We start from the raw sequence: 26019 nt of genomic DNA on the forward strand, positions 1-26019 counted from the left end.
CCCCGGCCTCCCGCCATGCGTGCTGGAGGCCGTTTCAACGGCGGTAATGCAAAACAGGGGACACGATCCTTTGCGCCCCCAGTTTTTCTCGCCCATCATCCGGGAAAAAGTACGTATTTGTCTTTATCCGCATCGGTAATTTCTCTTAATACCCGGCAAGGTACGCCTGCGGCAACCACATTCGCCGGTATGGAACGATTGACCACACTGCCCGCGCCTATGACTGAATTCTGGCCAATCGTTACCCCGGGATTAATAATCACCCCCGTGCCTAACCAGACCCCATCTTCAATCACCACCGGTAATGAAAACTGTTGATGCGTATGGCGCAGCGCGGGGTGGATGGGATGCCCGGCGGTGGAGATAGTGACATTTGGCGCAAACATGACGTTATTGCCGATGATAATGTCCGCATCGTCGACCAGCGTGAGGTTAAAATTGGCATAAAAATTATCACCAATCGTCGTATGGATCCCATAGGCAATATTGATCGGCGGCTCTATCCAGCATTGTTCGCCGACTTTCGCGAACATGCGCTGAATAATATCGTTGCGCAATTCCTGATTAAACGGATGCGAATGATTATATTCATAGGCCCGAGCTTTACCCATCAGCCGCTGCTCCGGCAAGCCATATCCTGCATCCAGGTAAAGCTCACCGCTGTTCATACGTTTTTTCATATCCATCATGACCTCTTCCTTCTCTGTCAGGCACCACCCTGTGCCACGGAATGTTGATAATTAAATCGTCATCGCATTATCGCGCAGCGGCTCAGTTTTCGTCTTACCCGCTAACGTAAACGCCGATAGTAAAGTGACGGTGAGGGCAATACCGCCGAGGATCATATAGGTCTCCTGGAAACCGATCCGATCATACATATTCCCGGCGAAGGCGGAGAGGAAGATCGCCGCCACCTGCTTGGCGAACTGGAAGCCCACCAGGTAAATGGTCGCCGACAGCCGGACGTCAAACACGCCGGTAATATATTTAAAGGCGCCCACCAGCAGGAACGGCACCTCCAGCGCATGGAGCATTTTCAGCGCCACCACTTCCGCGGCGGTGGTGGCGAAGGAAGAGCCAATCATTCTTGCCGCCATCACCATCCCGGCAATCAGCAAGGTATTCTTCGCCCCGATGCGGTTAATAATCCACGGCGAGCTGAACATAATGATGGCGTTACAAATTTCTCCCGCGGTGGTGGCGAAACCAAAGGCACGGGTGCCTGCTTCCGGGGTCGCGAAGAACGATTTGAAGAAAGTGGCGAACTGCTGATCGAAAACGTCATACACGCAGGCCACGCCGATGACGTACAGAATAAACATCCACATCTTCCGCTGGCGGAACATGCGCACCGCCGTTTTTAAATCGATCGCCGGGCGATTGGCGCCGAGCGAGTCCATTACCTGCGCGGACTGACTGGCCTGCGGTTTGGCGATAGCCACCAGCACCACCAGCAGCAGCGCGGCGGCCGAGCCCATCCAGAACACCCACTCCGGGTTAACGCTGAACAGCATCCCCGCCGTGGTGGCGCACAGCGCCCAGCCCAGGCAACCAAAGGTGCGCGCCTTGCCGTATTCAAACCCGCTGTTGCGGCTTACCCGTTCGATATAGGCCTCCATCGCGCCGGCGCCGGCGGAGAACACAAAGCCAATGTAAGCGCCGCCGCTCAACGCCCCGAGCCAGATATTGGTTTTCAGCAGCGGAGCGAAAACATAAAGGAAGAAGGGAGCAATCAGCACCAGCAAAACGGTCACGATCCACATCAGGTGTTTTTTCAGCCCCAGCTTGTCAGAGATCACCCCGAGGATCGGCTGGAAACAGATGGCGAACAGCGACAGGCTGGAGAAAACGAGGCCGGTTTCGGTTTTATTCAGGCCGATGACGTCCGACAGCCAGATCGGCAGAAACGGAAAGCAGGTGGCCATGATGAAGAAGTAGAGAAAGAAGAACAGCCCGAAAATCCAGAAGTTGGGGTTGTTTTTGTGGGTACAGACGGTCGGGTTCATTATATTTTCCTCAAGAAGGGCCGCGGCGCGGCCCGGTACCATCACACGCGTTGCAGGCCAATCAGAATGGCGCTTTCCGGGTCGAGGATGGGCAGCGCCAGCCCCGCCTGCTGTAGCCACTCACCGCTTACGGTCTGCGGCGTCGTCATCCATGCCGGCAGCTTCCGCATGGTGTGGCCGCCCTCGCCGGTGATCTGTATGTTCGGATGATCGAGGAGCGTCACCTGATAGCGGGCGCTCGCCTCCAGCCCCGCCAGGCGCAGCGGCGCCATCAGGGTGTAGTCCGGCATCGCCAGCTGGCTGACGAGGAAAATCGCCTGCGCTTTATCCGGGCTGACGACGCCATGGGCAAGGGTGGTGGCGTCCGGCATATCCATCCGCCACTGCACGCCGTGATGGATCACGTCGCGCCACTGCTTATGCAGGGCCGCGTATTTCCGGTACCCGGCGCGTTCTTCTTCATCGGCGCTCACCGGATCCAGCTCAAGCCCCATATGACCGAACAGCGCCGTCAGGCCGCGGAAGGCGATACTGTGCTGGCGGAAGGTGGCATGACAGTGGCGATTACCGATGTGCGCGCCCATCACCTCCGGCGGGAAGAAGTAGCTCATGCCGCGCTGGATGGTATTGCGTTCAAGGGCGTCATTGTTGTCAGAAGCCCAGAAGCGATGGCTGCGCTTGAGGACTTCATAATCGATACGACCGCCGCCGGAGGAGCAGGATTCAAATTCAATATGCGGGAAGCGGGCCACCAGCGTATCCAGCAGGCGATAGAACTGGCGGGTTTGCGCATCGGCGGCAGCTTTACCGTTATGCCCCGGCTGCACCAGCTCGCGGTTCATATCCCACTTCACGTAGTCCACCGCGTGCTCGCCCAGCAGCCAGCTCATCCGCTCCAGCAGATAATCAAAAGCTTCCGGAATATTCAGGTTCAGAACAAACTGATGACGCCCGGGAAGCGGCGTATAGCCCGGCAGCGCCAGCAGCCAGTCGGGATGGGCGCGGTAGAGATCGGAGTTCGGGTTAATCATCTCAGGCTCCACCCAGATGCCGAACTCCATCCCCAGCGACTTCACGTGGTCGATAACCGGCGTCAGGCCGTGGGGATATTTGTCCTCATCGAGATACCAGTCGCCGAGCGCCGCCCAGTCGTCGTTGCGACCTTTAAACCAGCCGTCGTCAATGATAAAACGCTCCACGCCCAGCGCCGCTGCTTCATCCGCCATGCGCATGATGTAGTCCGGATCGTGGTCGAAATAGATCCCCTCCCAGGTGTTGAGATGCACCGGGCGCGGCTTGTTGCCCGGGAAGCGAATAATCCGTTCGCGCAGATAACGATGGAACTGCTGGCTCATACCGTTCAGCCCGTTCGCCGAATAGCTGGCATACAGGTACGGCGTCCATAAGGTTTCCCCTTCCGCCAGCGCCATTTCGCCAGGCAGATAGAGCGCCTCGGCCTGCAGATAGCGGCGGCCATCGGTTTTCACCTCCGCCCGCAGGCGATGGTTGCCGCTCCAGCCCAGATGCACACCCCAGACTTCACCCTGCATCTCGCTAAAGGCGTTGCTGCCGGTGATCAAGGCCGGGAAATGTTCGTGAGAGGTACGCCCGCGGCGGTTCTCCAGCACAAAGCTGTCGTGTTCAAGGAGCAGACGATGGGGCTGGAATTCGCGGATCCAGCGGCCGTGAAAAGCCATTACCTCGCGAGCGCGTTCGGCGACCGGCAGCGTGACCGCCAGGCGCTCCACCTGCCATGGGCTGGCGCGCAGATTGGTCACGCCATGGCGCACGCTCAGCACGCCGCTGTTATCAAGCTGGATTTCACTGCACAACCGCAGACCGGCCTGCGGGTCTTCGCTGACCAGGGTCAGCGTCTGGCCCTCGTGCCGCACTTCTCTGGTAGCAAAAATCGGCGAGGCATCCAGCCCCTGGCGATGGCCTTCAATGCCCGGAGCGCCAAACAGACCATGGCCCAGCTCCGCCATTAAGGTGACCGGGGAATCGACGTCGAGGCGGCCATTGGCGACCGGCCGCGTCACGCTGTCGGCATCCTGCGGCGAAAAGTGGCTTAAATGCGGCCCCCAGTAGATAATTTCGGCGAAAGGGTGGGTTTTGATCACCACGTCAGCCGCTGCGCTTTGCAGGCGTATAATCGAATCAGACATTAGACATCTCCACTTCAAGGAATGCCTTACTGTTGATCCGAAACGTTTCGGACGCCAACCAAAACGTTTCGGATCCGTGATCGAGTTCAGGAAATTAATCTGTGGAGAGCGGTATCAGGCGGTTTCGCCGGGGATGAATTCGGGCTGCCAGAGCACCTGGAGCGAGGCCAGATCCTCGCCGGCGATTAAGCGGCGGACCATCGTGGCTATCTGGCGTCCCACCCCCTGTCGGGTGGACTGAACCACTGCGCCTACCGGGGTGTCGATGATGCTGTCCTGCGGCAAACCGTCGTAGACCACCAGTGAGACGCGATCGGCGCCGGTAAGACGCCCGAGCTGAGCCAGGGCCATCGCCGCGCCGTCGCCATGGGTGTTGCAGTCGGTGACAATCGCCGTTGGCGGTTCAGGCAAGCGCAGCAGCTCCATCGTTGCCTGAAACCCGCCGCGGCGGGTGGGCGGCACGCTGCGCAGCCAGGTTTCCGCCAGGCCCGCTTCGCGCAGCGCTTCCAGGTAACCGTTGCGCCGTTGGGTAATAAACGCCTGATTATTATTTTCACTCAGCAGCGCGATGCGCCGATGCCCCTGGCTAATCAGATGGCGGGTGGCGCGGTAGGTGCCCGCCTGGTTATCGAAATCAAACCAGGCGTAGGGCTGCGGCAGGCGGCTACGGCCCAGCGCGAGGAAAGGAAAGCCGGAAGAGAGCAGCTGAATCAGGCGCGGGTCGTCGTCCAGGGTATGCGCGACGATCAGCGCATCGACGCGACGGCTCTGCACCATGCGCATATACCCGTGCTTATCGGCCTGTTCATCATCGGCGATCAGCAGTAAATCAATCTCATAGCGCGCCAGTTCGTGGCTGATTTCTCCCACCATTTCGAGAAAGACGTTGTTATTCAGCGGCGCGGGGCGCACGGGGAACACGAGGCCAACGGCGTCGATTTTGCCCATTTTCAGGCGACGCGCGAACGTGTTTGGCCGATATCCGCGACGCTGCGCTTCAGCCTCGACGCGAGCACGGGTCTCCTGCGACACATCATCATAGCCGTTTAACGCGCGGCTGACGGTCGTAACCGAGATCCCAAGTTCTTTAGCAATGGCTTTCAGCGACATAGGTATGCCTGTCTTCGCGGAAGAATGCGGCTAGTGTCCCGCAATACGGCTATGGCGTCCAGCGAGAGCGCGACGCCCGCCGGTGCGATGTCAGTTTTGCTCAGCGATCAGCAGCGCCTGCGTATCCGGCTCCAGGGCCTGAAACACATGCTCCTGATCCGCCGGGTAGCAGATATAGTCGCCCTCGCCGAGCTCTTCCGGCGCCGACGTCAATCCTACCCGCGCGCGCCCCTGAGTGACGATAATATGTTCCACTGACCCTGGCGGATGCGGATGCGAAATGCGGTCGGCGCCGGGCTGGGTGAGCAGCAAATAGATGTCCCTACGCGCGCCGGGCGGGCAGGCGGCCAGCAAAATAGCCTGATAGTTCGCCTGCTCCGCCACCACTTTTGTCCCCTCGCCGCGGCGGATCACCTGCGTTTTGTTCACCTGCGGCTCAAGCAGCCGGGCAAATGGAATATCCAGCGCCACGCAGAGCGACCACAGCGTTTCCAGACTAGGATTACCGTTGCCGGACTCCAGTTGCGATAGCGTGGATTTGGCGATACCCGCCCGACGCGCGACTTCCGCCAGCGAAAGCCCGGTCCGCGCCCGCTCCCGCACCAGACTTTTGGCGATAACGCTGATTGGCTGTGTCATACCCGCCCCTTTGTTTTTTATATCGAACGATTCGTTCGCCTTGAAAAACGATCATTATGTGTTCATTATAATGGAAATTCGTTCGATATGGCTAAGTGATATGAAACAAACTCTCTCCAGTCTCAGCGGAGACACGATAAAAGCGATTGCTTTAGTTTGCCTCGCCGTCGGGGTGGTGGGCATGTCCTATGGGTCGCTGGCGGTGGCTTACGGCTTCCCCCTATGGGTGCCGCTCGTGCTTTCGGTGTCCGTGCTGGCGGGCGCCTCTGAATTTATGTTTATCGGCATTGTCGCCAGCGGCGGTAGCCCACTGGCCGCCGCCGCCGCTGGCCTGTTAGTCAACGCGCGTCATATCCCTTTCGGGGTGACCGTGCGTGAACTGGTGGGTCAGCGCGCCTTAAGCTTTATCGGGTGCCACATTATGAACGACGAGAGCGTGGTCTTTGGCTTGTCGCAGCCCACCCCCGCGCAGCGCAAAGCGGCCTACTGGCTGTGCGGCGCCGGCGTGGCGCTGATCTGGCCTTTAGGTACGCTCACCGGCGCGGCCGTCGGCAAACTGCTGCCGGCGCCGGAGACCATCGGGCTCGATGCGGTCTTCCCGGCAATCCTGCTGGCGCTGGTGATCCCGGCCTTTAAAAACCGTACCACGCTGATCCGCGCCGCCAGCGGCGCCGCGCTGGCGCTTGCCGCCGTGCCGTTTGCGCCTACCGGGCTGCCGGTGCTGCTCTCGCTGTTTGGTTTACTGTCGAGGAAAAAATAATGGGCAATATGACGCTGTTTATCGCCGGTATCGCCATCCTGTCGCTGGGAACCTATCTGATGCGTCTTGGCGGCGCGAAGCTTGGTAATCGGCTGGCCTTTTCCGAGCGCTCGCAGGCGCTGCTTTCCGATGCGGCGACGGTGCTGCTTTTTTCCGTCGCCCTGGCCACCACTTTTTATGAAGGCGCGCATTTCGCCGGCATGGCGCGCGTTCTGGGCGTTGCCGTCGCGGTGTTCCTCGCCTGGCGCAAGGTGCCGCTGATCGGCGTAATTATCGCCGCGGCGGTGGTGACGGCGCTGCTGCGGCTGGCGGGTATGCCCTAGGACGGGTATGCGAAATTCGCCAGGCCGGTGCGTTGTCCGCTAATTGTGCCTTCAAGCCAGTGAATAACCGGCGTTATCTCCAGCGGGCGCCGCTGGTCTATCGTCAGAAGGGGCCCTAAAGACATGGGCTGCGCACGCCCGGCCAGTTGGGCCAGCTCCGGCAGATACTCTTCGCCGGGGTGGCCCGGCGACCGCGTCGCCAGCCGCGAGGCATAGCGCGCGACCGCCAGCTCGGGGGAGATATGGTTCCAGATCTCAATCACCTGCTCCACGCCCGCCTGCTGCAGCAATTTTTGCAAGGTCTCCCGGGGCTGGAAGCCGAACCAGGCGTCGATCAACCAGACCATGCTGGCAGGCGATGCGCCGACAATCGACCAGATCACCTCATACGCCGCACAGCCCAGTTGGCGATTCATTGGCCGGTCGACCGGGGCCAGACGCGCCATAAACGGCTCTTTGATGCCGTCGATCGTCAATACCGGCAGGCTGAAGGTCTCCGCCAGCAAACGGGTGATGGTACTCTTCCCCGAAGCCGGAATGCCGTTGATTAAAATAGCCGTTTTGCAGACTGGGGTCAGATGTCTGTTCATAGTAATGCGACAACCTCCTCCCGGCTGCGGGCCATCCGCAGTTTGGCCATCGTGTCATTGTTATCCAGCAGCGCGACGATGGAGCGGATCCCCTCCTCGATATGCGCATTGCTATCCCGGGCGCCAAACATAATGACGATGTCGGCCTTTTCACTGTCTGCAAAGGGAATCGGCTTTTCCAACAGCACCAGGCTAAAGCAGTTGCGTCTGACGCCGCACTCGGGTCGGGCATGGGGGATAGCAATACCTTCATCGAAAACGTAATAGGCGCCATGGTTCAGGGTATTGTCGATCACCGCCTGGCTATATTCGGTCGAAATAAAGCCTTTTGCCTCCAGCGGGCGGGCAGCCAGCTTTATTACCCGCTGCCAGTCGGACTCCACAACGCCAACCTGAATGGCATCGGCCTCAATAAGCAGTTCTTTTATGGTCATGCTGTATTCCTAAATATTGCGGCGAATAATATTGCGTAAATTATCAATCTGCAGAAACAGCGTATCAATATCCTGCCGGTGGGTGGTGCTTTTGGCATATATGGATAGCGCCCGGTTGTAAGTCAGCATCAATGTTTTTTGCACCTCGCTATTGCCAGGCTGGCGCTGTAGTTCGCCTTCCAGCCTGGCAATCTCCTCCGCCAACTGACGGGACTGTTGATCATAATCCTGCAGCGGGGTTTGCTCTTTTTTCCACAACGTTTTCAATGATTCAAACATAGCAAGTTCCCTCCCTGGCGGAAGACAGGGCAACGAAATAGAGAGTGACGGAGAAAACGTTATTTAAATAACGCCATTTTTTCCATTAAGACATCAGTGACAGCCTGGTTGGCGGGAATTAAGAATTTCCGTACGCTGTCATTCACTTTCCCTTTCTCAAACGTCGTTTTACAGCGGTCAACCCACTGCACGTTCATTTCCGTCCCGACGTTCACTTTATTAATCCCTTCGGTGACGGCCAGCCGCATATCCTCATCGCTGACACCGGTACCGCCATGCAGCACCAGCGGCACGCCGGTCGCCGCGCTAATCTGTTTCAGCCGCTGGTGCTGTATCTGCGCTTTACCGGTGTAGAGGCCATGCACAGTGCCCACCGAGACGGCCAGCATATCGACCTGGGTCTCCTCCACAAAGCGTTTCGCGTCTTCGACGGTGGTAAAACAGATATCTTCCGCCGCCACCGCTTTTCCATCCTCTGACCCACCGATCGCCCCCAGTTCGCCTTCTACCGTAATATTGCGCGGGCGGGCCATCTCCACCACTATTCGCGTATTACCGATATTTTCCTCAAGGCTTAAATGTGAGCCATCGTACATCACCGACGAAAAGCCCGCGTTCATTGCCGTCTCGATGGCCTTAATATCTGAGCAGTGGTCAAGATGCAGACAGGTTGGAATATTTTCACTGTCCGCTAATGAACGCACGGCGTCGACCAGCAAACGATAGCCGAGGTACTCCGCGGTCCCGGTTGAAATTTGGATCATTAACGGGCTGTGGCTGTTTTGCGCGGCTTTGAAAAATGCCGGTAGCATCTCAATACAGTGCAAGTTAAACGAGCCAATCGCTTTAAAATTTCTCTCTTGGGCGATTTTTAAAATCTCATTGAAATTATACAGACTCATGAACATTTTCCCCTTTCGGCTTAGCGGATTTCCCGTTGACAAACCATGCCAGTGCGGCGACAAACACAATAAATAAGGCGACAAAGAGCCAGTTATTCTGGAAGGCGTGGCCTAATACCAGACCCGAGCTGATGACGTCAGAGTCGCTGAAGGTGACGCCCGTAAAGCCGTAACTCTCCAGCATGGGCACCAGAATGGCCGGCAGAAACGTGATAAACAGACCGTGAATAACCCCGCCGATCATTGCCCCGCGGCGTCCGCCCAGCGCGTTGCCAAATACCCCTGCCGTGCCGCCGGCGAAAAAGTTGGTTAACAGCCCGGGGAGGATCATCGCCAGACCGAACATTGGGAAGACCAGCATGCCGATAATCGAGCCGACGGTCGTCGCCAGAAATCCGACAATCACCGCATTCGGCGCATAAGGAAACAGTACCGGGCAATCGAGAGCCGGCTTCGCATCCGGAACAATCCGCATCGCGATACCGCGAAAGGCCGGCACCAGCTCATTGAGCAATAAACGCACACCGCTATAGAGGACAAAAACCCCGGCGACAAACTGAATGGACTGCATAAAGGCATACATCAGGTAGTTAATCCCGCCGGAGAACTGCGCGATGTACTGCGGGCCCGCCGCGATAGCCGGGATGAGATACATCGGCACCATCACCACCGCCATGGCCAGATAGGTATCCTGCAGAAACTTAAAGTTATCAGGCAGCTCGAGATCTTCCGTGGAGCGGGAACCTTTGCCGACGACCTTCGCGACGGCGGCCTGCACCAGATAACCGATGGTACAGAAGTGCCCCAGGGCTACGTCGTCAGACCCGGTTATGCGCCTGACCACCGGCTGCGCCAGGGCCGGCATTAACACCGCCATCACGCCGCCGAAGATGCCCCCGGTTAAAATCAGCGGTACGCCGGTGAGCCCGGATTTATAGCCAATCACGGCGCCGATCGTCGCCATCCACAGCAGCGCCTGACCGGTCAGGAAAATATATTTTAGCGGCGTCAGACGGGCGATAATAATATTGACGGCAAAGATCACCAGCAGCGTCAGCGCCACTTCCGAACCTAATTCCCGATTCGCTAACCCGGCGATGGCGGCCACATCGGTAATGTAGCCCTTCATGCCAAACCCGTGGGTGAAGATATCGTTAAGGAAGGTTAGCGTGGCGACAATGATGTTGATCCCAGCCATCATAATTAAGAAGCCGAGCAGCGTTTTAAACGTCCCTTCCGCGGTTTTGCCCGGGGATTTCTTTTGCAGGATCAGGCCAAGCATGGCAATAAAAGCAATAAGAATAGATGCCTGACCAAGTAAATCCTTAACGATAAACGTAACGAAGCTATTCATAATCAGCCACCTTCAGATGACGTTCTTTTAAGAATGCGACGATTTTGGTTTCAATTTCCTCTTTATCCGTAAGTTTATTGAGCACCACGACGCGTTTAATTTCCTCTTCAGTGGCATCGGCGGTTAAGATGTCGGCAAAGGTTTTTTGCGTCAAAATCATATCCGATTTAAAGGCTCCGGCTTCGGATACGGTGGTGTGTTCTATATGAGCGGGAATTTCCAGCTTTTTTAAAACTGCCTTCGCCGTCATTTCAATGGCAAAGCTTGAACCGAGGCCGCAGCCACATACGCATAAAATTTTCAGCATGGAGGGTCTCCTCAAATAATATTGAGTTGCTTGGCAAGTTTATAATGATGTCCTTCAGTATCGACCAGACGTTTTTTCATACTGACTAAATCAATCGGAATAGGTTTATTACTGGAATTAATTATTATGGCTTTATTTTTCATACCTGACTGAATACAGCGAACCACCTCACTGGCCATAATGGTGCCCTGATAAATCTCTTCACAGGTCGGTTCACCGCTGCGTAAGCCATAGCCGACAATCGTTTTACGGATACGGACGCCAATTTGCGGTTCCAGCTGTTTGATCATGGTATCAATCGCTCCCTGAAAGCCGGGAGAGTACTCTTTGGTGTAGCCTTCTGAGCAGAGGATAACGACGCTATTCTGCATGCTCAGCTTCCGGGTAATCCGTTCCGCAAGCATGGCCAGCGGCATCTGCGCCTCCGGGATCAGGGCAATATCCGCATTGCATTTAATGGCGGACTGTAACGTTAGTTCTCCACAATAACCTCCTAATATCTCAACCATAAAAACCCGCCCCGGCAGCGCTCTTCCGGTATTTCTTAAACGGGAGACTTCTTTAATAATCTGCTCGCAGGCCGTGGAAAAACCAATCGTATAATCACTACCATACACATCATTATCGATAGTCATTCCCACGCCAAAGCAATTAATATCAAATTCACTTAGGGTATTGAGAAACTGCAGGCTGCCATCCCCCCCGGCCATAATAAGCACATCAATACGCAACGATTTAAGTTTTTTAGCAATCATTTCATATTCGCTGCGCTGCAGTTTGCGACTGGTGCGTCCGGAGGTAATGATCGGCACAGCGGTAATAGAGAAATCAACCAGATCGCGCCACGCGATATCCTGATGATTTTTCTCCAGCAGGCCAGGAATACCGCCATTAAACAGGGTGATCTCGGCATCAGCCTGCCTGGCAATCTGGAATATAAAATTATTCATTCCCGAAACATCCCCGCCGCTAATAACGATGCCAATTTTCATGACGCTTCCTCGCTCATTTGCCTGACGACATTTTTCCCTGACTGCAAGACTTCTATTTGCAATGGAGATCACATAATGCTTATAAATTCTTCCGCACCTAATATTGACAGTGGATTTGTTTTCTCATTTTTTGTGATTCATATCTCTTTTATAAAATGAGATCGACTTAACAATTATCTTTTTATTTTCTTTAAGATCATTAAGTTGCCGAATGAGATAATGACGCTGGCGGGTCGCCCGTTTTCACCGATAAACTCAGCGAAGATGAAAAAGCAGAAATGTGATAAATAGCGCATTTTTTTGCGTCAGGAAGGTTCGCGGCTCGCGTATCACGCGGTTCGGGCAATAGCGCTCTTCTGTCGTTCGCGAGTGCGTCGCCTGCTTTACATGCCATAAAATCTGTGGCGATCTCCATCACATTCTAATCAAAACATGGTTTCATTTTTATCTAATGCCGTAGAAAGTACTCAGTGTCTAATAAAAGCAGTAGTGTCTAGTGTCGAAATAAAATCGACGCTATTTTCTACTCTATCCGGGGCATTGAAGAATGGCGCTGTCGGCAAAAGAAAAATTATTCCAGAAAATAGTCACCCACTACGCACGGAAACCCGCAGGATTCACGGCTCAGGACTGTGCGGACTTTATGCAGGTTAACCGTAGCGTTATCAGCCATTACCTCAACAGGCTATGCGATGACGGTTATCTGCGTAAAGAAAACACCCGTCCGGTGCGCTTCTATGTGCAACAAAACGGCGGGGAAAAGACTCAGCCATCTCGCATAGTGTCGAAAAAGCACGACGCCTTCCAGCCGCTGATTGGCGCGCACGGGAGCCTGACCGACGCCGTCGCGCTGTGCCGCTCGGCGGTGGACTATCCCGGTGACGGTTTGCCTGTCCTGCTCTCCGGGGAGAGCGGCGTCGGCAAAAGCCATCTGGCGACGCTGATTTATCAGTACGCCCTCGAGCGCGGAGTTATCGCAGCGGACAAACCCTTCGTTGAGCTTAACTGCGCCGATTACGCCAACAATCCGGAGCTGCTTTCGGCAACCCTTTTCGGCTATACCCGCGGCGCTTTCACCGGCGCTGACCGCGAGAAACGCGGCGCCTTTGATGATGCCGATGGCGGATTTCTGTTTCTCGATGAAGTGCATCGTCTCTCGGCAGAGAACCAGGAAAAGCTGTTTCTGTTTATGGATAAAGGGTATTTCTACCGTCTTGGCGATAACCGTACGCGCCATCCGGCGTCGCTGCGCTTTATCTTCGCCACCACGGAAAATATCGATACCGTCCTGCTTAACACCTTCCGCCGCCGCATCCCGGTGCGCGTCACGCTGCCCAACTATATTTCGCGCCCGCTGACCGAGCGCGTCGCTCAGGTCAGCCACTTTTTGCAGCAGGAAGCGCGCAGCCTGCGTCGGGATATCCATCTTGATAATCAGCTGATGCATCAGCTGGTCACCTCCCCGGTGCGCGGCAATATTGGCGAGTTAAAAAATCAGATCAAAGTGATGTGCGCCAGCGCCTGGAGCGAGAATCGTGAGGCTGACGTCATCACGCTACGCGGCCCGGCGTCCGGCGGCGAAATAATCCGTATTGCCGCCAGCGCGCATGAAGATGCGCTGAATATCAGCCATCTGCTGCCCAAAGCGATGCGCGATGACGTGATTTTTCGCGACTTTTGCCACAGCGGTAACGTGCTGTTGCTGAATCGCAAAGTAGAACAGCTGCTGACTACCGTCAGCGGCGCGGTTGCCGCCGAGTCGCTCTACAGCGGCTATATCTGGCAGAACACCGTTCACGCGCTGGAGGAGCTGGAGAGCCTGACCGGCGTCTCCTGTCACCCGGAAATCCGCAAGGCGGTCTGGCTCTGCCTGAGCTATGCGCTGCATGCTCCGGAGGAGGCGCTCGACCCAGACGAACTGCACACCATTTCCGATTATGTTTCCGCTAAGGCACGGCTGCTGGCCGAAGAGTGCCTCGCTTTGCTGAGCAAACATGTCACCCAGCAGCCGCTCCCCCTGCTTCAGCCGCTGTTAAGCTGCGTTTTTCACACCCTCGCCGGTGAAGACGATCCGATTCAGGGCATTATCGTGTCCCACGGTCGCGCCACGGCGTCGAGCATCGCCGGGATCGCCAACCAGTTGACCGGCGGCTACTATTTTAAAGCCTTCGACATGGCGAACGCGACGTCCACCAGAGAGATCATCGACCTGCTGATTGCCCACGTTTCCCGCCTTAAACAAGGCGCGGGACTGATTATTCTGGTGGATATGGGGTCGCTAAAAGAGATCTACGAAGAGATTAAGCTCCACCTGCACGGCGAACTGTTGGTTATCAACAATGTCAGTACGGCCATGGCGCTCGATATTGCGGCCAAAATTCAGGATAAACTGTCGATGGAGGCGATTATTGAGAGCGCCAAAGGCGCGTACGAGGTGGAAACGCGCTACTACGCGGGCGTGTTACCGGGCAATAAAATTATTATCTCCTGTATCTCCGGCGAAGGGATCTCCCGCAAGCTAAAAGATATTGTCCAGCGCTTCCTGGCCCAGGATGAGATCGACATTATTACGATGGAGTATGACGATCTGAAATGGAAAATCGCCCACGCCGACCCGGCGCTAAACGGTACGCGGCTAATCATCACCACGACCGATCTGGAAGCCGGCTATATTCCTCTGCTTAGCGTGGAACAGCTGATTAAAGAAAAGACGCTGGTGTTAAAACGCGACTACTTCAACGGGCTGCTGATGGAAGGCGGCCTGGAGCCCATGATTGATGAAGTGGTCAAGCTGTTTACCGTCGAAGGCGTCGCCAGCCGCCTCAACTTCCTCAATCCGGTGGTGATTATTGATGAAGTCGAAGCGGTCATTAAACAGTATGAAGCCTTCTACAAAATCCATTTTGAAAGCTATCTGCGCATCAATCTGTTTATGCATATCGCCCTGATGATCGAGCGGGTAATGGTTAACAACGGCGTACGCCACCGCGAAGAGGCGGAGCTGACGCTGGCGCAGCAGGCGTTTGTCGCCGTCCACGACACCTTTTTCCAGGCCCTGAACCGCAAATACAATATCATCCTGCCGCTTACCGAAGTGCTGATGATTTATGAAATCATGGAGCCGTGGATCGCCTTTGACCCCGACCATTAACCCCCGTTGCCAGCGTCGGCTGGCAAACCTGTCGACACTGTATAAATTGCCCATCCAACACTGCAAAAAGCGTCCAAAAAACCGATTTTATCCTTTAAAAACATATAAATAAAAACATGGCGCGATTATTGCTATTTCTTTTTCAGATACCTGAAAAGATGAAGGAATATGCAATGCGAGAGATGTACATCGCAACCCATGGCCGCTACGCAGAAGGGATAGTATCGGCATTAAATCTGCTGATTGGCGACGACCATGGCGTCACGCCCGTCTGTGCCTACTGCGGTGAAATTGAGTCAACGGCTGAACTGGCCATCCGCTTTGACGCTATCGCCCGGCAGGCGGCCGGTCGCGGCAATGAGCTGGTGCTGTTTACCGATATGCCCGGCGGGAGCGTCAACAATACCGCCGTACAGATGATGGTCAAATATCCCCACGCGCACGTCATCAGCGGCGCCAGCCTGATTATGCTGATGGAGTTTTGCATGTCGGAACACGCCGAAACCGCACAGCGGCTTCAGGATGCCGTCGCCGCCGCCAGCGGGGCGATGCAGTACATGAATCAGCTGCCGGAAATCATCGCGGCGCGCCAGGCTGCGCAGCACAAAACGCAGGACAATATTGATGATTTTTTTGCCGAAGAGGGAAACCCGTGACTATCGCACTCGAAGCGCTTGATGCGCGCTATCTCTCGCCGCAGCCGAGGTTAAATCATGCCTGGCTTAACGCGGCAATCGGCGAAGTGCTGACGCAGCTCGACGCCATGCTGCCGCGCTTTACGGCAACCTTTCCCGCCGCCAGTGCGACACGGGGCCGCTATGAAAGCGTGGAGAAAGTCGACTGGACCGAGGGATTCTGGACCGGCATGCTGTGGCTCGCCTGGGAGGTCACCGGCGATGATAAATATCGGGCGGTGGCGGAAAGCCTGCTCGATAGCTTTGAAGAACGTCTCGATAAGCAGATTAAAGTGGATACCCACGACCTGGGCTTTCTCTATCTCCTCTCCTGCGTTAACGCCTGGAAGCTCACCGGCAACCTGCGCGCCCGCGAACTCGCCCTGCGCGCGGCCGAGCTGCTCTATCGCCGCTTTAACGCCGCGGCGGGCGTCATTCAGGCCTGGGGAGATTTAAACGACCCGGCACGCCAGGGGCGGATGATCATTGACTGCAATCTCAATGTTCCGCTGCTATTTTGGGCCGCCAACGAAACCGGAAATCAGCGGTGGCGCGAGGCCGCCAGCCGTCATCTGGCGCAGGCGGCACGCTATCTGGTGCGCGAAGACGCCTCTACTTTCCATACATTTTATATGGATGTTCATAGCGGCCAGCCGCTGCGCGGCGATACGCACCAGGGATTCAGCGACAGCTCCTGCTGGGCGCGCGGCCAGGCGTGGGGAATTTATGGTTTCGCGCTGGGATACGCCCACACCGGCGATGCCTGGCAGCCCGAGCTCTCCCGCCGCCTGGCGCACTATTTTCTTAACCGCTTACCAGAAGATTTTGTCTGCTACTGGGATCTGATTTTTACCGCCGAAGATAATCAGTACCGGGATACCTCTGCGGCGGCGATCGCGGCCTGCGGTCTGGCGGAACTGCTGAAGCTATTACCGCTCACCGACCCGCTGCGTCCGGCCTACGGCAACGCTATCGAACTGATGATGCGCAATTTACGCGAGCGCTACTTTGCCCACGCGCAGGACGGCCTGCTGCGCGAAGGCGTTTATAACTTTGGCCGCAATATGGGCATTAACGAACCTAACCTCTGGGGCGATTACTTCTATTTCGAAGCCCTGGTTCGCCTTTCCCGCGTCTGGACACCCTACTTTTGCTAACTGGAGCTACACCATGATTTCTTTAGTACGTATTGACGATCGTTTAATCCACGGACAGGTTGCCGTGGTCTGGACCAAGCATCTGGGCGTGAACCGCATCCTGGTCGCCAATGACCAGATCGTGAATAACGAAGTGCAGAAAATGTCGCTGCGCATGGCGGCACCCGATACCGCAAAGTGCGCCATTATGGCGGTGAAGGACGCGGGCGATGTGCTTAACGACCCGCGTTCGGAAGCCATGAAAATTATGGTGATCGTTAACAATGCCGCCGACGCCCGTCGGCTCGTCGAACAGGCGCCGGGGATAAAAACGCTGAACGTCGCTAACTTCGGGCGCATCACCGACAACCTGGCGGCGAAAAAGCGCATTAGCGATACCGTCTACGTGACGCCGGAAGATGTGGCGGATTTCCACGCTATCGCCGACCGCGGCGTTGCCGTTGAATATCAGGTCCTGCCATCTCATCCGGTGAAAAACCTGATTGAGATGCTGGATAACGCCGCCAGCTAAGCGAGGTCGCTATGTTAACTTCCGCAATTCTTGTTGCTGTCATTATGTTTCTGGTGAAAACCGCCGACCATACGCTGGGTCAACCGCTGATTGAACGTCCGCTCATCTGCGGCGCGCTGGTGGGGCTGGTGCTGGGAGACCTGCAACAGGGCATTATTATCGGCGCCACGCTGGAGCTGATTTTCCTTGGCACCATCACCATCGGCGGCTCGGTTCCTGCCGACCTTGCGGTGGGGTCAGTACTGGCAACCGCTTTTACGATTCTGACCCACGCTGAGCCGCCGGTGGCCGTTGCGCTGGCGCTGCCTATCAGCCTGCTGGCGGTCTTTGTTTATCAGGTGCTGAAGCTGGTCTATACCGCTCTGGTTGAAAAATACGATGCGCTACTGGAACAGGGGCGTGACCGTGCGGCGCTGGGTTTGACGCTCGGTATGACCTTCTTTTATGGCATCCCCTTCGCCCTGATCGCCTTTTTTGGCGTGCTCTTCGGCACCGAGGTCATCCGCAGTCTGGTCGAGAGCATTCCAGGTACGGTCATGCGCGGCATGACGGCGGTTGGCGGCATACTTCCGGCGCTCGGGTTCGCCATTCTGCTGAAGGCGCTGTGGAACCGTAACATCGCCGCCTTCTTCTTTATCGGTTTCGCGATGGCGGCCTATCTGCAATTGCCGATTATGGGGATTGCGATTATTGCAGCCTCGGTATCGGTCTATCTGTGCTTTAACGAATTCAATCAGCTTAAAGCGAATAAACAAACGGCAACGGCGGCCGCGTCCGCCTCAGTTGACGATAAGGATGGGTTCTTCAATGACTGATATCCAGACACAAAGCGTTAGCGCTTACGCCGATGATAAAAGCGAGAAAAAGCTTTTTCGTCAGCTTTTTATCCGCCAGTTTCCGCTGCTGGGGTCGATGAACTTCACCCGTATGGAGGGATTAAGCTACGGCTGGGCGCTGGCGCCAATGCTGAAGAAAATCTACGCCAACGACCCGCACCGTTATCTTGAGTCGCTTAAGCGAAACAGCCAGTTCTTCAATACCAACCAGCATCTGGCGCCCTTTATTATGGGCCTGACGCTGTCGATGGAAAAAGAGAACGCCGCCAACCCGAACTTTGATACCTCCAGTATTAACGGCATCAAAGTGGCCTTAATGGGGCCATTTGCCGGGGTCGGTGACTCCTTCTTCTACGGCGTGTTGCGTATTATCGCCACCGGGATTGCCATTGGCCTGGCATCACAAGGGAATCCGCTGGGACCGCTGCTGTTCCTGCTGATTTACAATATTCCCAGCTATCTGCTGCGCTATTACGGCGGCGTCATGGGCTACCGTTTAGGCTCGAAGTATATCGCCGAAGCGACGCAGTCCGGGCTGCTGAGCTGTATCACCAAAGCCTCATCAATTATGGGTTTAATGATGGTGGGGGCAATGAGCGCCAGTATGGTGAAATTTACCACTACCTTTAAAACCACCATCGCCGGGCAGCCCTTTGTACTGCAGGAGATCCTCGACAAAATTTGCGTCGGGTTAATTCCTCTGCTTTTAGTTCTGGGCTGCCTGAAGCTGCTCAATAAAAAGGTCAGCCCCAATAAGGTGTTAATTATGCTGATTGTCTTCGGCTTTGCCGCTGCGGGTATTGGCATAATTTAATCCATTCTCTGGCTCCCTTTAATAAAAGGGAGCCGTCCTCTAACTTGTGATGAGTATCGACGCAAATAAAAAATCAGTCAGTGTCGAATTAACGCTCAACACATCAAAACAACGTTATGTATTTTAAGGGTTTTATATTCTGGCACAGCAATTGCTATTTAATAGGTGTCTTTTATTTCTCTCCAGAAATTATGGCACTTAATAAATCCTACAGGAATTAAAATGAAAACATTACGCACGCTATTGATCGGCATCCCGCTGTCCTTTTTTACGCTAAATACGCTTGCCGCGGCAACCTGGGTTGATAATCGCTACGCGCATACTACGGCTTCTGAGAAAAATCAGTATAAAATAGGCCTGGGTCATATATTTGATAATGGCGCCGGTGTTCTGGCCTCCGCCATGTACGACCTCGGACAAGATTTTAATCAAATGAAAAGCTCCTTTCAGGAGTTTGAAGGCTGGTATCCGATCCCGCTTAATGATAAATGGACGCTGACGCCGGGCGGATTAACCGATATTGATAGTAAAGGAACGAAGCTGGCGCCTTATATCAGTCTCGATTATAAAATCAGTAAATCTTTAAGTTTAAGCAGCCGCTACCGCTATAACCATATGACCCATAAAGATCGCGATTACAACGGCTATATGGATTACAACGACAGCCATCAGTTCGACCTGTACCTTAATTACCAGGCGACTGAGAAACTGTGGCTTCAGTTCAACCCGGAATTCTTCGTCAACACAAACGACTTCAATGCCTCTAACGGGCAGAAAACCCACTGGGAGCCAAGCATTGTGGCGCGTTACCGTGTCGATAAACACTGGCTTCCCTATGCGGAAGTGGCCTGGCTCGATCAGGATCAGAATCACGACGATCAGGTGCGATTCCGCCTCGGCATTCGCTATTACTTCGATTAAACCCCGCAAGGGCAGCGAAGCTGCCCTTATCATATCGCCGTCAGGCTTACTGCAAACGCACGATAAACGGTGAGAAAACGGCGCTGCTGCCGGCGTTTTCATGCGCGCCACGCGCGTAAATGCCCATACGTGCGCCGATCCATTTTCCCGCACCGGCGGAAAACGACGGTGTCACCTGCTGCCATTCCCGCTGCGTAAGCCGATAACAAAAGCGGACTATCCCGTCATAGTCCACCTGGAACCCCAGCGCAATCTCGTTGCAACCGGCGATCGCCTCAAGTTCGATGGATTCTTGATGCGTTTCACCGCAATCGTCTATCCATCCGTGGCACAGCGATAGCTGAAGAGTCGGCGCGCAGTACCTTACGCGCAGTGCGGCAAAGCGTTGGCCGTAAATCGCGACTCCCGCTTCATCGCCATCCTGAGAAAACATCGGATGAACCGCTGTCTGCACGTGAAAACATTCAGCGGGAAATTTTTGTAGCAGCAATTGAGGTAAACGATACAGGCTGATATCGGAAGCGGTCGGCGCGCAGCGCAAGCGTAGCCCTTGTGCATGCGGCATTAGCCAGCGGCGCTGGGGGTTTGCCTGCCATTGCCATTGAAGGCCGGGCTGGCCACTCGGGAAATCGTCACTGGTCTGCAAACAACATGGAGCAAGGGGCAGCGCGGGTAAGCGATGCAGACTTACGGGCTGCCCCTTACCGTGATCGTCAAGCCGTTGCCCAATTTGCGGCCAGCCGTCAGCCCGCCAGCTCAACGGCTGGAGATGCACTATGCGGCCGTACACGCCTTTATCCTGAAAGTGGAAAAACCAGTTTTCACCGTTCTCCAGTTCAACCCACGCCCCCTGATGAGGGCCATTTATCGGTGAATCTCCCTGATGCAAGACATCGCGACTTTGCCATGGACCAGATAGCGTCGGAGCGCGCATGACCGTTTGCCAGCCTCGCTTGACGCCTCCGGCCGGAGCGAATATCCAGTATTCGCCATTGCGCTTATATAATTTTGGGCCTTCCAGAGTGGGATGGGAGGGCGTTCCGTCAACAACGAGCCGTCCATTATCCAACAGCCGGGATGCATCCGCCGCCATTTCAAAAATCTGGAGCTTGTTTTTCACCCCGCTGCGGCTAAAAGCAAAAGCGTGAATCAGCCAGGCTCGTCCGTCATCGTCCCAGAACGGACAAGGATCTATCCAGCCGGGGGAAGCGTTCAGGCAATAGGGTTCGCTCCACTCGCCTAACGGATCCCGGGCGTGGGAAACAAAAATACCCTCGTCGGGCAAACTGTAGAAAACCCAGAACAGACCCCCATGGAAACGAATGGAAGGCGCCCAAATCCCCTTTCCCGGCTGAACGCTGTCGTATTCAGGCGAAGGCAGGCGTTTAATAATATGGTTAACGATTTGCCAGTGGATGAGATCGCGAGAATGAAGAAGCGGTAAGCCGGGCAGTTGATGGAAACTGGAAGCCACCATCCAGAAATCATCGCCTGTGCGAATGACATCGGGATCGGCGTAATCGGCATGAATCACGGGGTTTTGATAGAACAGCGGCATAGTGGGGGACCTTTTATTGTCGACTCTTCATTGTGTTGCAATAAGCGGACCACCGAATAAAAAGACTTAATTAACAATGAAATAAAAATAACTTCAGACACAAAAAAAGCGCCCTGAGGCGCTCTTTCGACAGTAGCGTTACGCTTATTTGTTCAGTTCCGCAGTCATATGCACGCGGTTGCCGGTAAACGCTTCGGTAATTTTGTAAGACGAAGCGCCAGCAGCCTGGGCCTGAGCGGCGATTTTCGCTTCCGCGCCGTCCATCGTTGTCGCGGTAGCGGTGACGGTTTCAGCAGCGAAGGAAGCAAAAGAGGCGGCCATAGCGATTACTGCGACAAAAGTTTTGATGCTTTTCATGATATAAACCCTTTCATTTAGTTGTTTAGATAAGGCGTTGTGCCTTGATGTGTTAAATAGTAGCCCGCACATCACCAAACAAAAAGCGGAAGGATTTGCTGTCCTTGTTCAAATTTACTGATCAACTTTTAACCCGCATTCAAACGCTGCGGGTGGGTGTAGATCGTCGCCCTGCCCGGCTTGCAAAAGCCCACCAGCGTCAGGTTGCAGCGCTCGGCGACTTCCACCGCTAAGGTGGTAGCTGCTGATACCGCGAACAGGATCTCGACGCCGCACATCGCGGCTTTCTGCACCATTTCATAGCTGGCGCGGCTGGATACCAGCGCGGCGCCAGGCAGCCAGCCCTCGCCGATTTCCGCCCGCCGGCCGAGCAGTTTATCCAGCGCCACATGCCGGCCGACGTCTTCAAAACCGCCCGCCAGTTCGCCCGTCGACCGGACCCAGGCGGCCGCGTGGGTGCAGCCGGTGAGTCGGCCGATCGGTTGAAAGTCGTTAAGATGCGCCAGAGCCTGGTCGAGGTTGGCGAGATCGAACGTCTGGGTGAACGGCAGCGGCTGGACCGGCTTACCAATATCATTGAGCTGCTCGACGCCGCATACCCCGCAGCCGGTGCGCCCGGCCAGCGCGCGTCGCCGGGCTTTGAGCCCCATAAAACGCCGGCTGGAGAGTTCAATCTGCACCTCAAGGCCGTTGCACATCGACACCACGTCCATGCCGAAAATCTCCCGCCGATGCTCAATAATCCCTTCGGATAAGGAGAAGCCGACGGCGAATTGCTCGAGGTCTTTCGGCGTGGCCATCATCACTACGTGGGAGATACCGTTGTAGACCAGCGCGACGGGGACCTCTTCCGCTAACTCATCTGGCTGAGGGTGTTGCAGATCCTCGCGCTTCCAGAGGGAGACCTGGCGATATCCTGTGATATTCGTCACATTTTCGATTTGTTCGAGAGGCTTCTTGTTCACTTTGCTTTAACCGTATTGGAACAGGCATACACACAATGTGGTATTCTGTTTTTATCCCTTCAGGAATGAGGGAAATATGCCCTAATTCTGAACCTTTGCGGCTTTCACCGCAAAGCAAATAACTACATGTGACAATGTCGAAACAAGGAGCGAACCATGCAGGTCAGCAGAAGGCAGTTCTTTAAGATCTGCGCTGGCGGTATGGCGGGAACCACGGCAGCAGCGCTGGGCTTTGCCCCGGCAACTGCGCTCGCGGAGACACGGCAGTACAAATTGCTGCGCACACGCGAAACCCGTAACACCTGCACATACTGTTCTGTCGGCTGTGGGCTGTTGATGTATAGCCTCGGCGACGGCGCAAAAAACGCCAAAGCATCCATTTTCCATATCGAAGGCGATCCGGATCATCCGGTTAACCGTGGTGCGCTCTGCCCGAAAGGGGCCGGTCTGGTGGACTTTATCCATTCTGAAAGCCGCCTGAAATTCCCGGAATATCGCGCGCCAGGCTCCGATAAATGGCAGCAAATCAGCTGGGACGAAGCGTTCGATCGCATCGCGAAGCTGATGAAAGAGGACCGCGACGCCAACTTTATCGCGCAAAACGACGCCGGCACCACCGTCAACCGCTGGTTGACCACCGGGATGCTGTGCGCCTCCGCTTCCAGTAACGAAACCGGCTATTTAACGCAAAAATTCACCCGCGCCCTCGGGATGCTGGCGGTGGATAACCAGGCGCGTGTCTGACACGGACCAACGGTAGCAAGTCTTGCTCCAACATTTGGTCGCGGTGCGATGACCAACCACTGGGTGGATATTAAGAACGCCAACCTGGTCGTGGTGATGGGCGGTAACGCCGCTGAAGCGCATCCGGTGGGATTCCGCTGGGCGATGGAAGCCAAAATCCATAACGGTGCCAAACTCATCGTTATCGATCCGCGCTTCACGCGTACAGCGTCGGTGGCTGATTTCTATACCCCGATTCGTTCCGGTACCGACATTACCTTCCTGTCGGGCGTGATCCTGTACCTGCTGAATAACGAAAAATTCAACCGCGAATACACCGAAGCCTACACCAACGCCAGCCTGATCGTGCGTGAGGACTACAGCTTCGACGACGGGCTGTTCAGCGGCTATAACGCAGAAAAACGCCAGTATGACAAAACCAGCTGGAACTATGAGCTGGACGAAAACGGCTTCGCCAAACGCGATACCACGCTGCAACATCCGCGCTGCGTCTGGAACCTGCTGAAGCAGCACGTTTCCCGTTATACCCCGGATGTGGTCGAAAACATCTGCGGTACGCCGAAGGCCGACTTCCTCAAAGTCTGTGAATACATTGCCGAAACCAGCGCGCCGGATAAAACCGCGTCGTTCCTGTACGCTCTCGGCTGGACCCAGCACTCCATCGGCGCGCAGAACATCCGCACCATGGCGATGATCCAGCTGCTGCTCGGCAACATGGGGATGGCAGGCGGCGGCGTCAACGCCCTGCGCGGCCACTCCAATATCCAGGGTCTGACCGACCTCGGCCTGCTCTCTACCAGCCTGCCGGGCTACATGTCGCTGCCTAACGAAAAACAGGCCGACCTGCAGACCTACCTGACGGCTAACACGCCGAAGCCGCTGCTGAAAGACCAGGTCAACTACTGGGGCAACTATCCGAAGTTCTTCGTCTCCATGATGAAAGCCTTCTTCGGCGATAAAGCGACAGCAGAAAACAGCTGGGGCTTTGACTGGCTGCCGAAGTGGGATAAGAGCTACGACGTTCTGCAGTACTTCGAGATGATGAATCAGGGCAAAGTGAATGGCTATATTTGCCAGGGCTTTAACCCGGTCGCCTCGTTCCCGAACAAAAACAAGGTCGTCGCTTCCCTGTCGAAGCTGAAGTTCCTCGTGACCATCGACCCGCTCAATACCGAAACGTCCACCTTCTGGCAAAACCACGGTGAGTCGAACGATGTTGACCCGTCGACAATCCAGACCGAAGTGTTCCGTCTGCCGTCCACCTGCTTCGCCGAAGAGAACGGGTCTATCGTCAACTCCGGCCGCTGGCTGCAGTGGCACTGGAAAGGCGCGGACGCCCCGGGGATCGCTGTCACCGATGGCGAAATCCTCGCCGGTATCTTCACTCGCCTGCGTAAGATGTATGCCGAAGAGGGTGGCCCGGCGCCAGAGCCAGTGCTCAACATGACGTGGAATTACTCCACACCGCATGAGCCGGCGTCGGAAGAAGTGGCGATGGAAAGCAACGGTAAAGCGCTGGCGGATATTACCGACCCGGCGACCGGCGCGGTGATCGTCAAGAAAGGGCAGCAGCTGAGCTCCTTCGCACAGCTACGCGACGACGGCACGACCTCCAGCGGCTGCTGGATCTTCGCCGGCAGCTGGACGCCGGAAGGCAACCAGATGGCGCGCCGCGATAACGCCGATCCGTCCGGTCTTGGCAATACGCTGGGCTGGGCCTGGGCATGGCCGCTCAACCGCCGCATCCTGTATAACCGCGCCTCCGCGGACCCGCAGGGTAAACCGTGGGATCCTAAACGTCAGCTGCTGAAGTGGGACGGCGCGAAATGGGGTGGCGTGGATATTCCGGACTACAGCGCCGCCGCGCCTGGCAGCGACGTCGGTCCGTTTATCATGCAGCCGGAAGGGATGGGCCGTCTGTTCGCTATCGATAAGATGGCGGAAGGACCGTTCCCGGAACACTACGAGCCGTTTGAAACGCCGCTCGGGACTAACCCGCTGCACCCGAACGTGGTCTCTAACCCGGCAGCTCGCGTCTTCAAAGGCGATCTCGAGCAGATGGGCAAAGCGGAGAAATTCCCGTACGTCGGCACCACTTACCGCCTGACCGAACACTTCCACTACTGGACCAAGCACGCGCTGCTTAACGCCATCGCGCAGCCGGAGCAGTTTGTGGAGATCGGTGAAAAACTGGCGAATAAGCTTGGCATCAGCCATGGCGATACCGTCAAGGTCTCCTCCAACCGCGGCTACATCAAGGCCAAGGCGGTGGTGACCAAACGTATTCGCACGCTGAAAGTGGACGGTAAGGATATCGATACCATCGGCATTCCTATTCACTGGGGCTATGAGGGCGTGGCGAAAAAAGGCTTTATTGCCAATACCCTGACGCCGTTCGTCGGTGATGCGAACACGCAGACGCCGGAGTTCAAAGCTTTCCTCGTGAACGTGGAAAAGGTGTAACGGAGAC

25 protein-coding genes are annotated in these 26019 nt (G+C 55.6%); 10 read left to right on the forward strand and 15 right to left on the reverse strand.

The features are described from left to right. Positions 1–95: 95 nt before the first annotated feature. The 5 genes from LGM20_RS25055 to LGM20_RS25075 form a co-directional block, all read right to left on the reverse strand. A complete protein-coding gene (locus tag LGM20_RS25055) occupies positions 96–689 on the reverse strand; it encodes a maltose acetyltransferase domain-containing protein (RefSeq protein WP_072414121.1) in 594 nt (197 codons plus the stop codon). A gap of 51 nt (positions 690–740) precedes the next feature. Further along, positions 741–2006: an MFS transporter gene (locus LGM20_RS25060; RefSeq protein ID WP_044520949.1), complete on the reverse strand. Its 1266-nt coding sequence runs from the start codon at positions 2004–2006 to the stop codon at positions 741–743. A gap of 41 nt (positions 2007–2047) precedes the next feature. Next, complete coding sequence (locus LGM20_RS25065) at positions 2048–4171, reverse strand: alpha-galactosidase (protein ID WP_044520900.1); 2124 nt, start codon at positions 4169–4171, stop codon at positions 2048–2050. Between the two features lie 114 nt (positions 4172–4285). Next, complete coding sequence (locus LGM20_RS25070) at positions 4286–5281, reverse strand: substrate-binding domain-containing protein (RefSeq protein ID WP_032454463.1); 996 nt, start codon at positions 5279–5281, stop codon at positions 4286–4288. 90 nt (positions 5282–5371) lie between these two features. Beyond that, on the reverse strand, positions 5372–5920 hold the full coding sequence (locus LGM20_RS25075; protein ID WP_002882865.1) for a helix-turn-helix domain-containing protein: 549 nt from the start codon (positions 5918–5920) through the stop codon (positions 5372–5374). 100 nt (positions 5921–6020) lie between these two features. On the opposite strand from LGM20_RS25075, the gene LGM20_RS25080 reads away from it, so the two are divergent. After that, positions 6021–6680, forward strand: a complete 660-nt coding sequence (locus tag LGM20_RS25080; RefSeq protein WP_044520898.1) for an AzlC family ABC transporter permease — start codon at positions 6021–6023, stop codon at positions 6678–6680. Further along, complete coding sequence (locus LGM20_RS25085; protein WP_008807893.1) at positions 6680–7003, forward strand: AzlD domain-containing protein; 324 nt, start codon at positions 6680–6682, stop codon at positions 7001–7003. The genes LGM20_RS25080 and LGM20_RS25085 overlap by 1 nt, the downstream gene beginning before the upstream one ends. On the opposite strand, the gene LGM20_RS25090 is transcribed toward LGM20_RS25085, so the two are convergent. The 7 genes from LGM20_RS25090 to LGM20_RS25120 are packed head-to-tail and all read right to left on the reverse strand — an operon-like array spanning position 7000 to position 11861. Beyond that, the gene (locus LGM20_RS25090; protein WP_044520894.1) at positions 7000–7593 is read right to left on the reverse strand and encodes a P-loop nucleotide/nucleoside kinase family protein; all 594 of its coding nucleotides are present in this window, start codon (positions 7591–7593) and stop codon (positions 7000–7002) included. The genes LGM20_RS25085 and LGM20_RS25090 overlap by 4 nt on opposite strands. Continuing rightward, positions 7590–8027, reverse strand: a complete 438-nt coding sequence (locus tag LGM20_RS25095; RefSeq protein ID WP_004203645.1) for a PTS sugar transporter subunit IIA — start codon at positions 8025–8027, stop codon at positions 7590–7592. Before LGM20_RS25095 ends, LGM20_RS25090 begins: the two co-directional genes overlap by 4 nt. A gap of 9 nt (positions 8028–8036) precedes the next feature. Then, positions 8037–8306, reverse strand: coding sequence for a hypothetical protein (locus tag LGM20_RS25100; protein WP_017899833.1), 270 nt, complete (start codon positions 8304–8306; stop codon positions 8037–8039). A gap of 59 nt (positions 8307–8365) precedes the next feature. Further along, the gene (locus tag LGM20_RS25105) at positions 8366–9208 is read right to left on the reverse strand and encodes a class II fructose-bisphosphate aldolase (RefSeq protein ID WP_032429032.1); all 843 of its coding nucleotides are present in this window, start codon (positions 9206–9208) and stop codon (positions 8366–8368) included. Then, positions 9195–10562: a PTS sugar transporter subunit IIC gene (locus LGM20_RS25110; protein WP_044520889.1), complete on the reverse strand. Its 1368-nt coding sequence runs from the start codon at positions 10560–10562 to the stop codon at positions 9195–9197. The genes LGM20_RS25105 and LGM20_RS25110 overlap by 14 nt, the downstream gene beginning before the upstream one ends. Next, a complete protein-coding gene (locus tag LGM20_RS25115) occupies positions 10555–10869 on the reverse strand; it encodes a PTS sugar transporter subunit IIB (RefSeq protein ID WP_004203640.1) in 315 nt (104 codons plus the stop codon). The genes LGM20_RS25110 and LGM20_RS25115 overlap by 8 nt, the downstream gene beginning before the upstream one ends. Positions 10870–10880: 11 nt before the next feature. Then, positions 10881–11861: a 6-phosphofructokinase gene (locus LGM20_RS25120; protein WP_032454459.1), complete on the reverse strand. Its 981-nt coding sequence runs from the start codon at positions 11859–11861 to the stop codon at positions 10881–10883. Between the two features lie 547 nt (positions 11862–12408). On the opposite strand from LGM20_RS25120, the gene LGM20_RS25125 reads away from it, so the two are divergent. From LGM20_RS25125 to LGM20_RS25155, 7 genes are all read left to right on the forward strand, one after another. Continuing rightward, positions 12409–15012 (forward strand): sigma 54-interacting transcriptional regulator, encoded by a 2604-nt coding sequence (locus tag LGM20_RS25125; protein ID WP_044520886.1) that lies wholly within the window; start codon positions 12409–12411, stop codon positions 15010–15012. Between the two features lie 173 nt (positions 15013–15185). Beyond that, positions 15186–15668, forward strand: coding sequence for a PTS sugar transporter subunit IIA (locus tag LGM20_RS25130; protein WP_044520885.1), 483 nt, complete (start codon positions 15186–15188; stop codon positions 15666–15668). After that, on the forward strand, positions 15665–16843 hold the full coding sequence (locus tag LGM20_RS25135) for a glycoside hydrolase family 88 protein (protein ID WP_044520875.1): 1179 nt from the start codon (positions 15665–15667) through the stop codon (positions 16841–16843). The genes LGM20_RS25130 and LGM20_RS25135 overlap by 4 nt, the downstream gene beginning before the upstream one ends. Before the next feature lie 13 nt (positions 16844–16856). Then, positions 16857–17354 carry a PTS sugar transporter subunit IIB gene (locus LGM20_RS25140; protein WP_014837005.1) on the forward strand — a complete coding sequence of 166 codons (498 nt, stop codon included), beginning with the start codon at positions 16857–16859 and terminating at the stop codon, positions 17352–17354. An 11-nt stretch (positions 17355–17365) separates the two neighbouring features. Further along, positions 17366–18169, forward strand: coding sequence for a PTS mannose/fructose/sorbose/N-acetylgalactosamine transporter subunit IIC (locus tag LGM20_RS25145; protein ID WP_044520870.1), 804 nt, complete (start codon positions 17366–17368; stop codon positions 18167–18169). Next, positions 18162–19004, forward strand: coding sequence for a PTS system mannose/fructose/sorbose family transporter subunit IID (locus LGM20_RS25150; protein WP_014837003.1), 843 nt, complete (start codon positions 18162–18164; stop codon positions 19002–19004). The genes LGM20_RS25145 and LGM20_RS25150 overlap by 8 nt, the downstream gene beginning before the upstream one ends. 222 nt (positions 19005–19226) lie before the next feature. Continuing rightward, positions 19227–19925, forward strand: a complete 699-nt coding sequence (locus LGM20_RS25155; RefSeq protein WP_044520867.1) for an oligogalacturonate-specific porin KdgM family protein — start codon at positions 19227–19229, stop codon at positions 19923–19925. Positions 19926–19971: 46 nt separating this feature from the next. Here the strand turns inward: LGM20_RS25155 and LGM20_RS25160 are convergent, their stop codons facing one another. From LGM20_RS25160 to fdhD, 3 genes are all read right to left on the reverse strand, one after another. Beyond that, positions 19972–21483, reverse strand: a complete 1512-nt coding sequence (locus LGM20_RS25160; RefSeq protein ID WP_044520865.1) for a glycoside hydrolase family 43 protein — start codon at positions 21481–21483, stop codon at positions 19972–19974. 144 nt (positions 21484–21627) lie between these two features. After that, the gene (locus tag LGM20_RS25165; RefSeq protein WP_023291501.1) at positions 21628–21840 is read right to left on the reverse strand and encodes a YdgH/BhsA/McbA-like domain containing protein; all 213 of its coding nucleotides are present in this window, start codon (positions 21838–21840) and stop codon (positions 21628–21630) included. Positions 21841–21968: 128 nt separating this feature from the next. Further along, positions 21969–22805, reverse strand: a complete 837-nt coding sequence (gene fdhD, locus LGM20_RS25170) for a formate dehydrogenase accessory sulfurtransferase FdhD (RefSeq protein ID WP_023291500.1) — start codon at positions 22803–22805, stop codon at positions 21969–21971. Positions 22806–22961: 156 nt separating this feature from the next. Here fdhD and fdnG point away from each other — a divergent pair, with 156 nt between their 5' ends. Then, positions 22962–26012: a formate dehydrogenase-N subunit alpha gene (gene fdnG, locus LGM20_RS25175; protein WP_089503745.1), complete on the forward strand. Its 3051-nt coding sequence runs from the start codon at positions 22962–22964 to the stop codon at positions 26010–26012. Positions 26013–26019 lie beyond the last annotated feature (7 nt).

Origin of the sequence: Klebsiella quasipneumoniae subsp. quasipneumoniae (assembly GCF_020525925.1) — a bacterium.
GTDB classification, from domain to species: domain Bacteria; phylum Pseudomonadota; class Gammaproteobacteria; order Enterobacterales; family Enterobacteriaceae; genus Klebsiella; species Klebsiella quasipneumoniae.

Bases quoted from the DNA above. Each gene is read 5' to 3' on its own strand.
- LGM20_RS25055 (WP_072414121.1), bottom strand. From the start codon at position 689: ATGATGGATATGAAAAAACGTATGAACAGCGGTGAGCTTTACCTGGAT.
- LGM20_RS25060 (WP_044520949.1), bottom strand. From the start codon at position 2,006: ATGAACCCGACCGTCTGTACCCACAAAAACAACCCCAACTTCTGGATT.
- LGM20_RS25065 (WP_044520900.1), bottom strand. From the start codon at position 4,171: ATGTCTGATTCGATTATACGCCTGCAAAGCGCAGCGGCTGACGTGGTG.
- LGM20_RS25070 (WP_032454463.1), bottom strand. From the start codon at position 5,281: ATGTCGCTGAAAGCCATTGCTAAAGAACTTGGGATCTCGGTTACGACC.
- LGM20_RS25075 (WP_002882865.1), bottom strand. From the start codon at position 5,920: ATGACACAGCCAATCAGCGTTATCGCCAAAAGTCTGGTGCGGGAGCGG.
- LGM20_RS25080 (WP_044520898.1), top strand. From the start codon at position 6,021: ATGAAACAAACTCTCTCCAGTCTCAGCGGAGACACGATAAAAGCGATT.
- LGM20_RS25085 (WP_008807893.1), top strand. From the start codon at position 6,680: ATGGGCAATATGACGCTGTTTATCGCCGGTATCGCCATCCTGTCGCTG.
- LGM20_RS25090 (WP_044520894.1), bottom strand. From the start codon at position 7,593: ATGAACAGACATCTGACCCCAGTCTGCAAAACGGCTATTTTAATCAAC.
- LGM20_RS25095 (WP_004203645.1), bottom strand. From the start codon at position 8,027: ATGACCATAAAAGAACTGCTTATTGAGGCCGATGCCATTCAGGTTGGC.
- LGM20_RS25100 (WP_017899833.1), bottom strand. From the start codon at position 8,306: ATGTTTGAATCATTGAAAACGTTGTGGAAAAAAGAGCAAACCCCGCTG.
- LGM20_RS25105 (WP_032429032.1), bottom strand. From the start codon at position 9,208: ATGAGTCTGTATAATTTCAATGAGATTTTAAAAATCGCCCAAGAGAGA.
- LGM20_RS25110 (WP_044520889.1), bottom strand. From the start codon at position 10,562: ATGAATAGCTTCGTTACGTTTATCGTTAAGGATTTACTTGGTCAGGCA.
- LGM20_RS25115 (WP_004203640.1), bottom strand. From the start codon at position 10,869: ATGCTGAAAATTTTATGCGTATGTGGCTGCGGCCTCGGTTCAAGCTTT.
- LGM20_RS25120 (WP_032454459.1), bottom strand. From the start codon at position 11,861: ATGAAAATTGGCATCGTTATTAGCGGCGGGGATGTTTCGGGAATGAAT.
- LGM20_RS25125 (WP_044520886.1), top strand. From the start codon at position 12,409: ATGGCGCTGTCGGCAAAAGAAAAATTATTCCAGAAAATAGTCACCCAC.
- LGM20_RS25130 (WP_044520885.1), top strand. From the start codon at position 15,186: ATGCGAGAGATGTACATCGCAACCCATGGCCGCTACGCAGAAGGGATA.
- LGM20_RS25140 (WP_014837005.1), top strand. From the start codon at position 16,857: ATGATTTCTTTAGTACGTATTGACGATCGTTTAATCCACGGACAGGTT.
- LGM20_RS25145 (WP_044520870.1), top strand. From the start codon at position 17,366: ATGTTAACTTCCGCAATTCTTGTTGCTGTCATTATGTTTCTGGTGAAA.
- LGM20_RS25150 (WP_014837003.1), top strand. From the start codon at position 18,162: ATGACTGATATCCAGACACAAAGCGTTAGCGCTTACGCCGATGATAAA.
- LGM20_RS25155 (WP_044520867.1), top strand. From the start codon at position 19,227: ATGAAAACATTACGCACGCTATTGATCGGCATCCCGCTGTCCTTTTTT.
- LGM20_RS25160 (WP_044520865.1), bottom strand. From the start codon at position 21,483: ATGCCGCTGTTCTATCAAAACCCCGTGATTCATGCCGATTACGCCGAT.
- LGM20_RS25165 (WP_023291501.1), bottom strand. From the start codon at position 21,840: ATGAAAAGCATCAAAACTTTTGTCGCAGTAATCGCTATGGCCGCCTCT.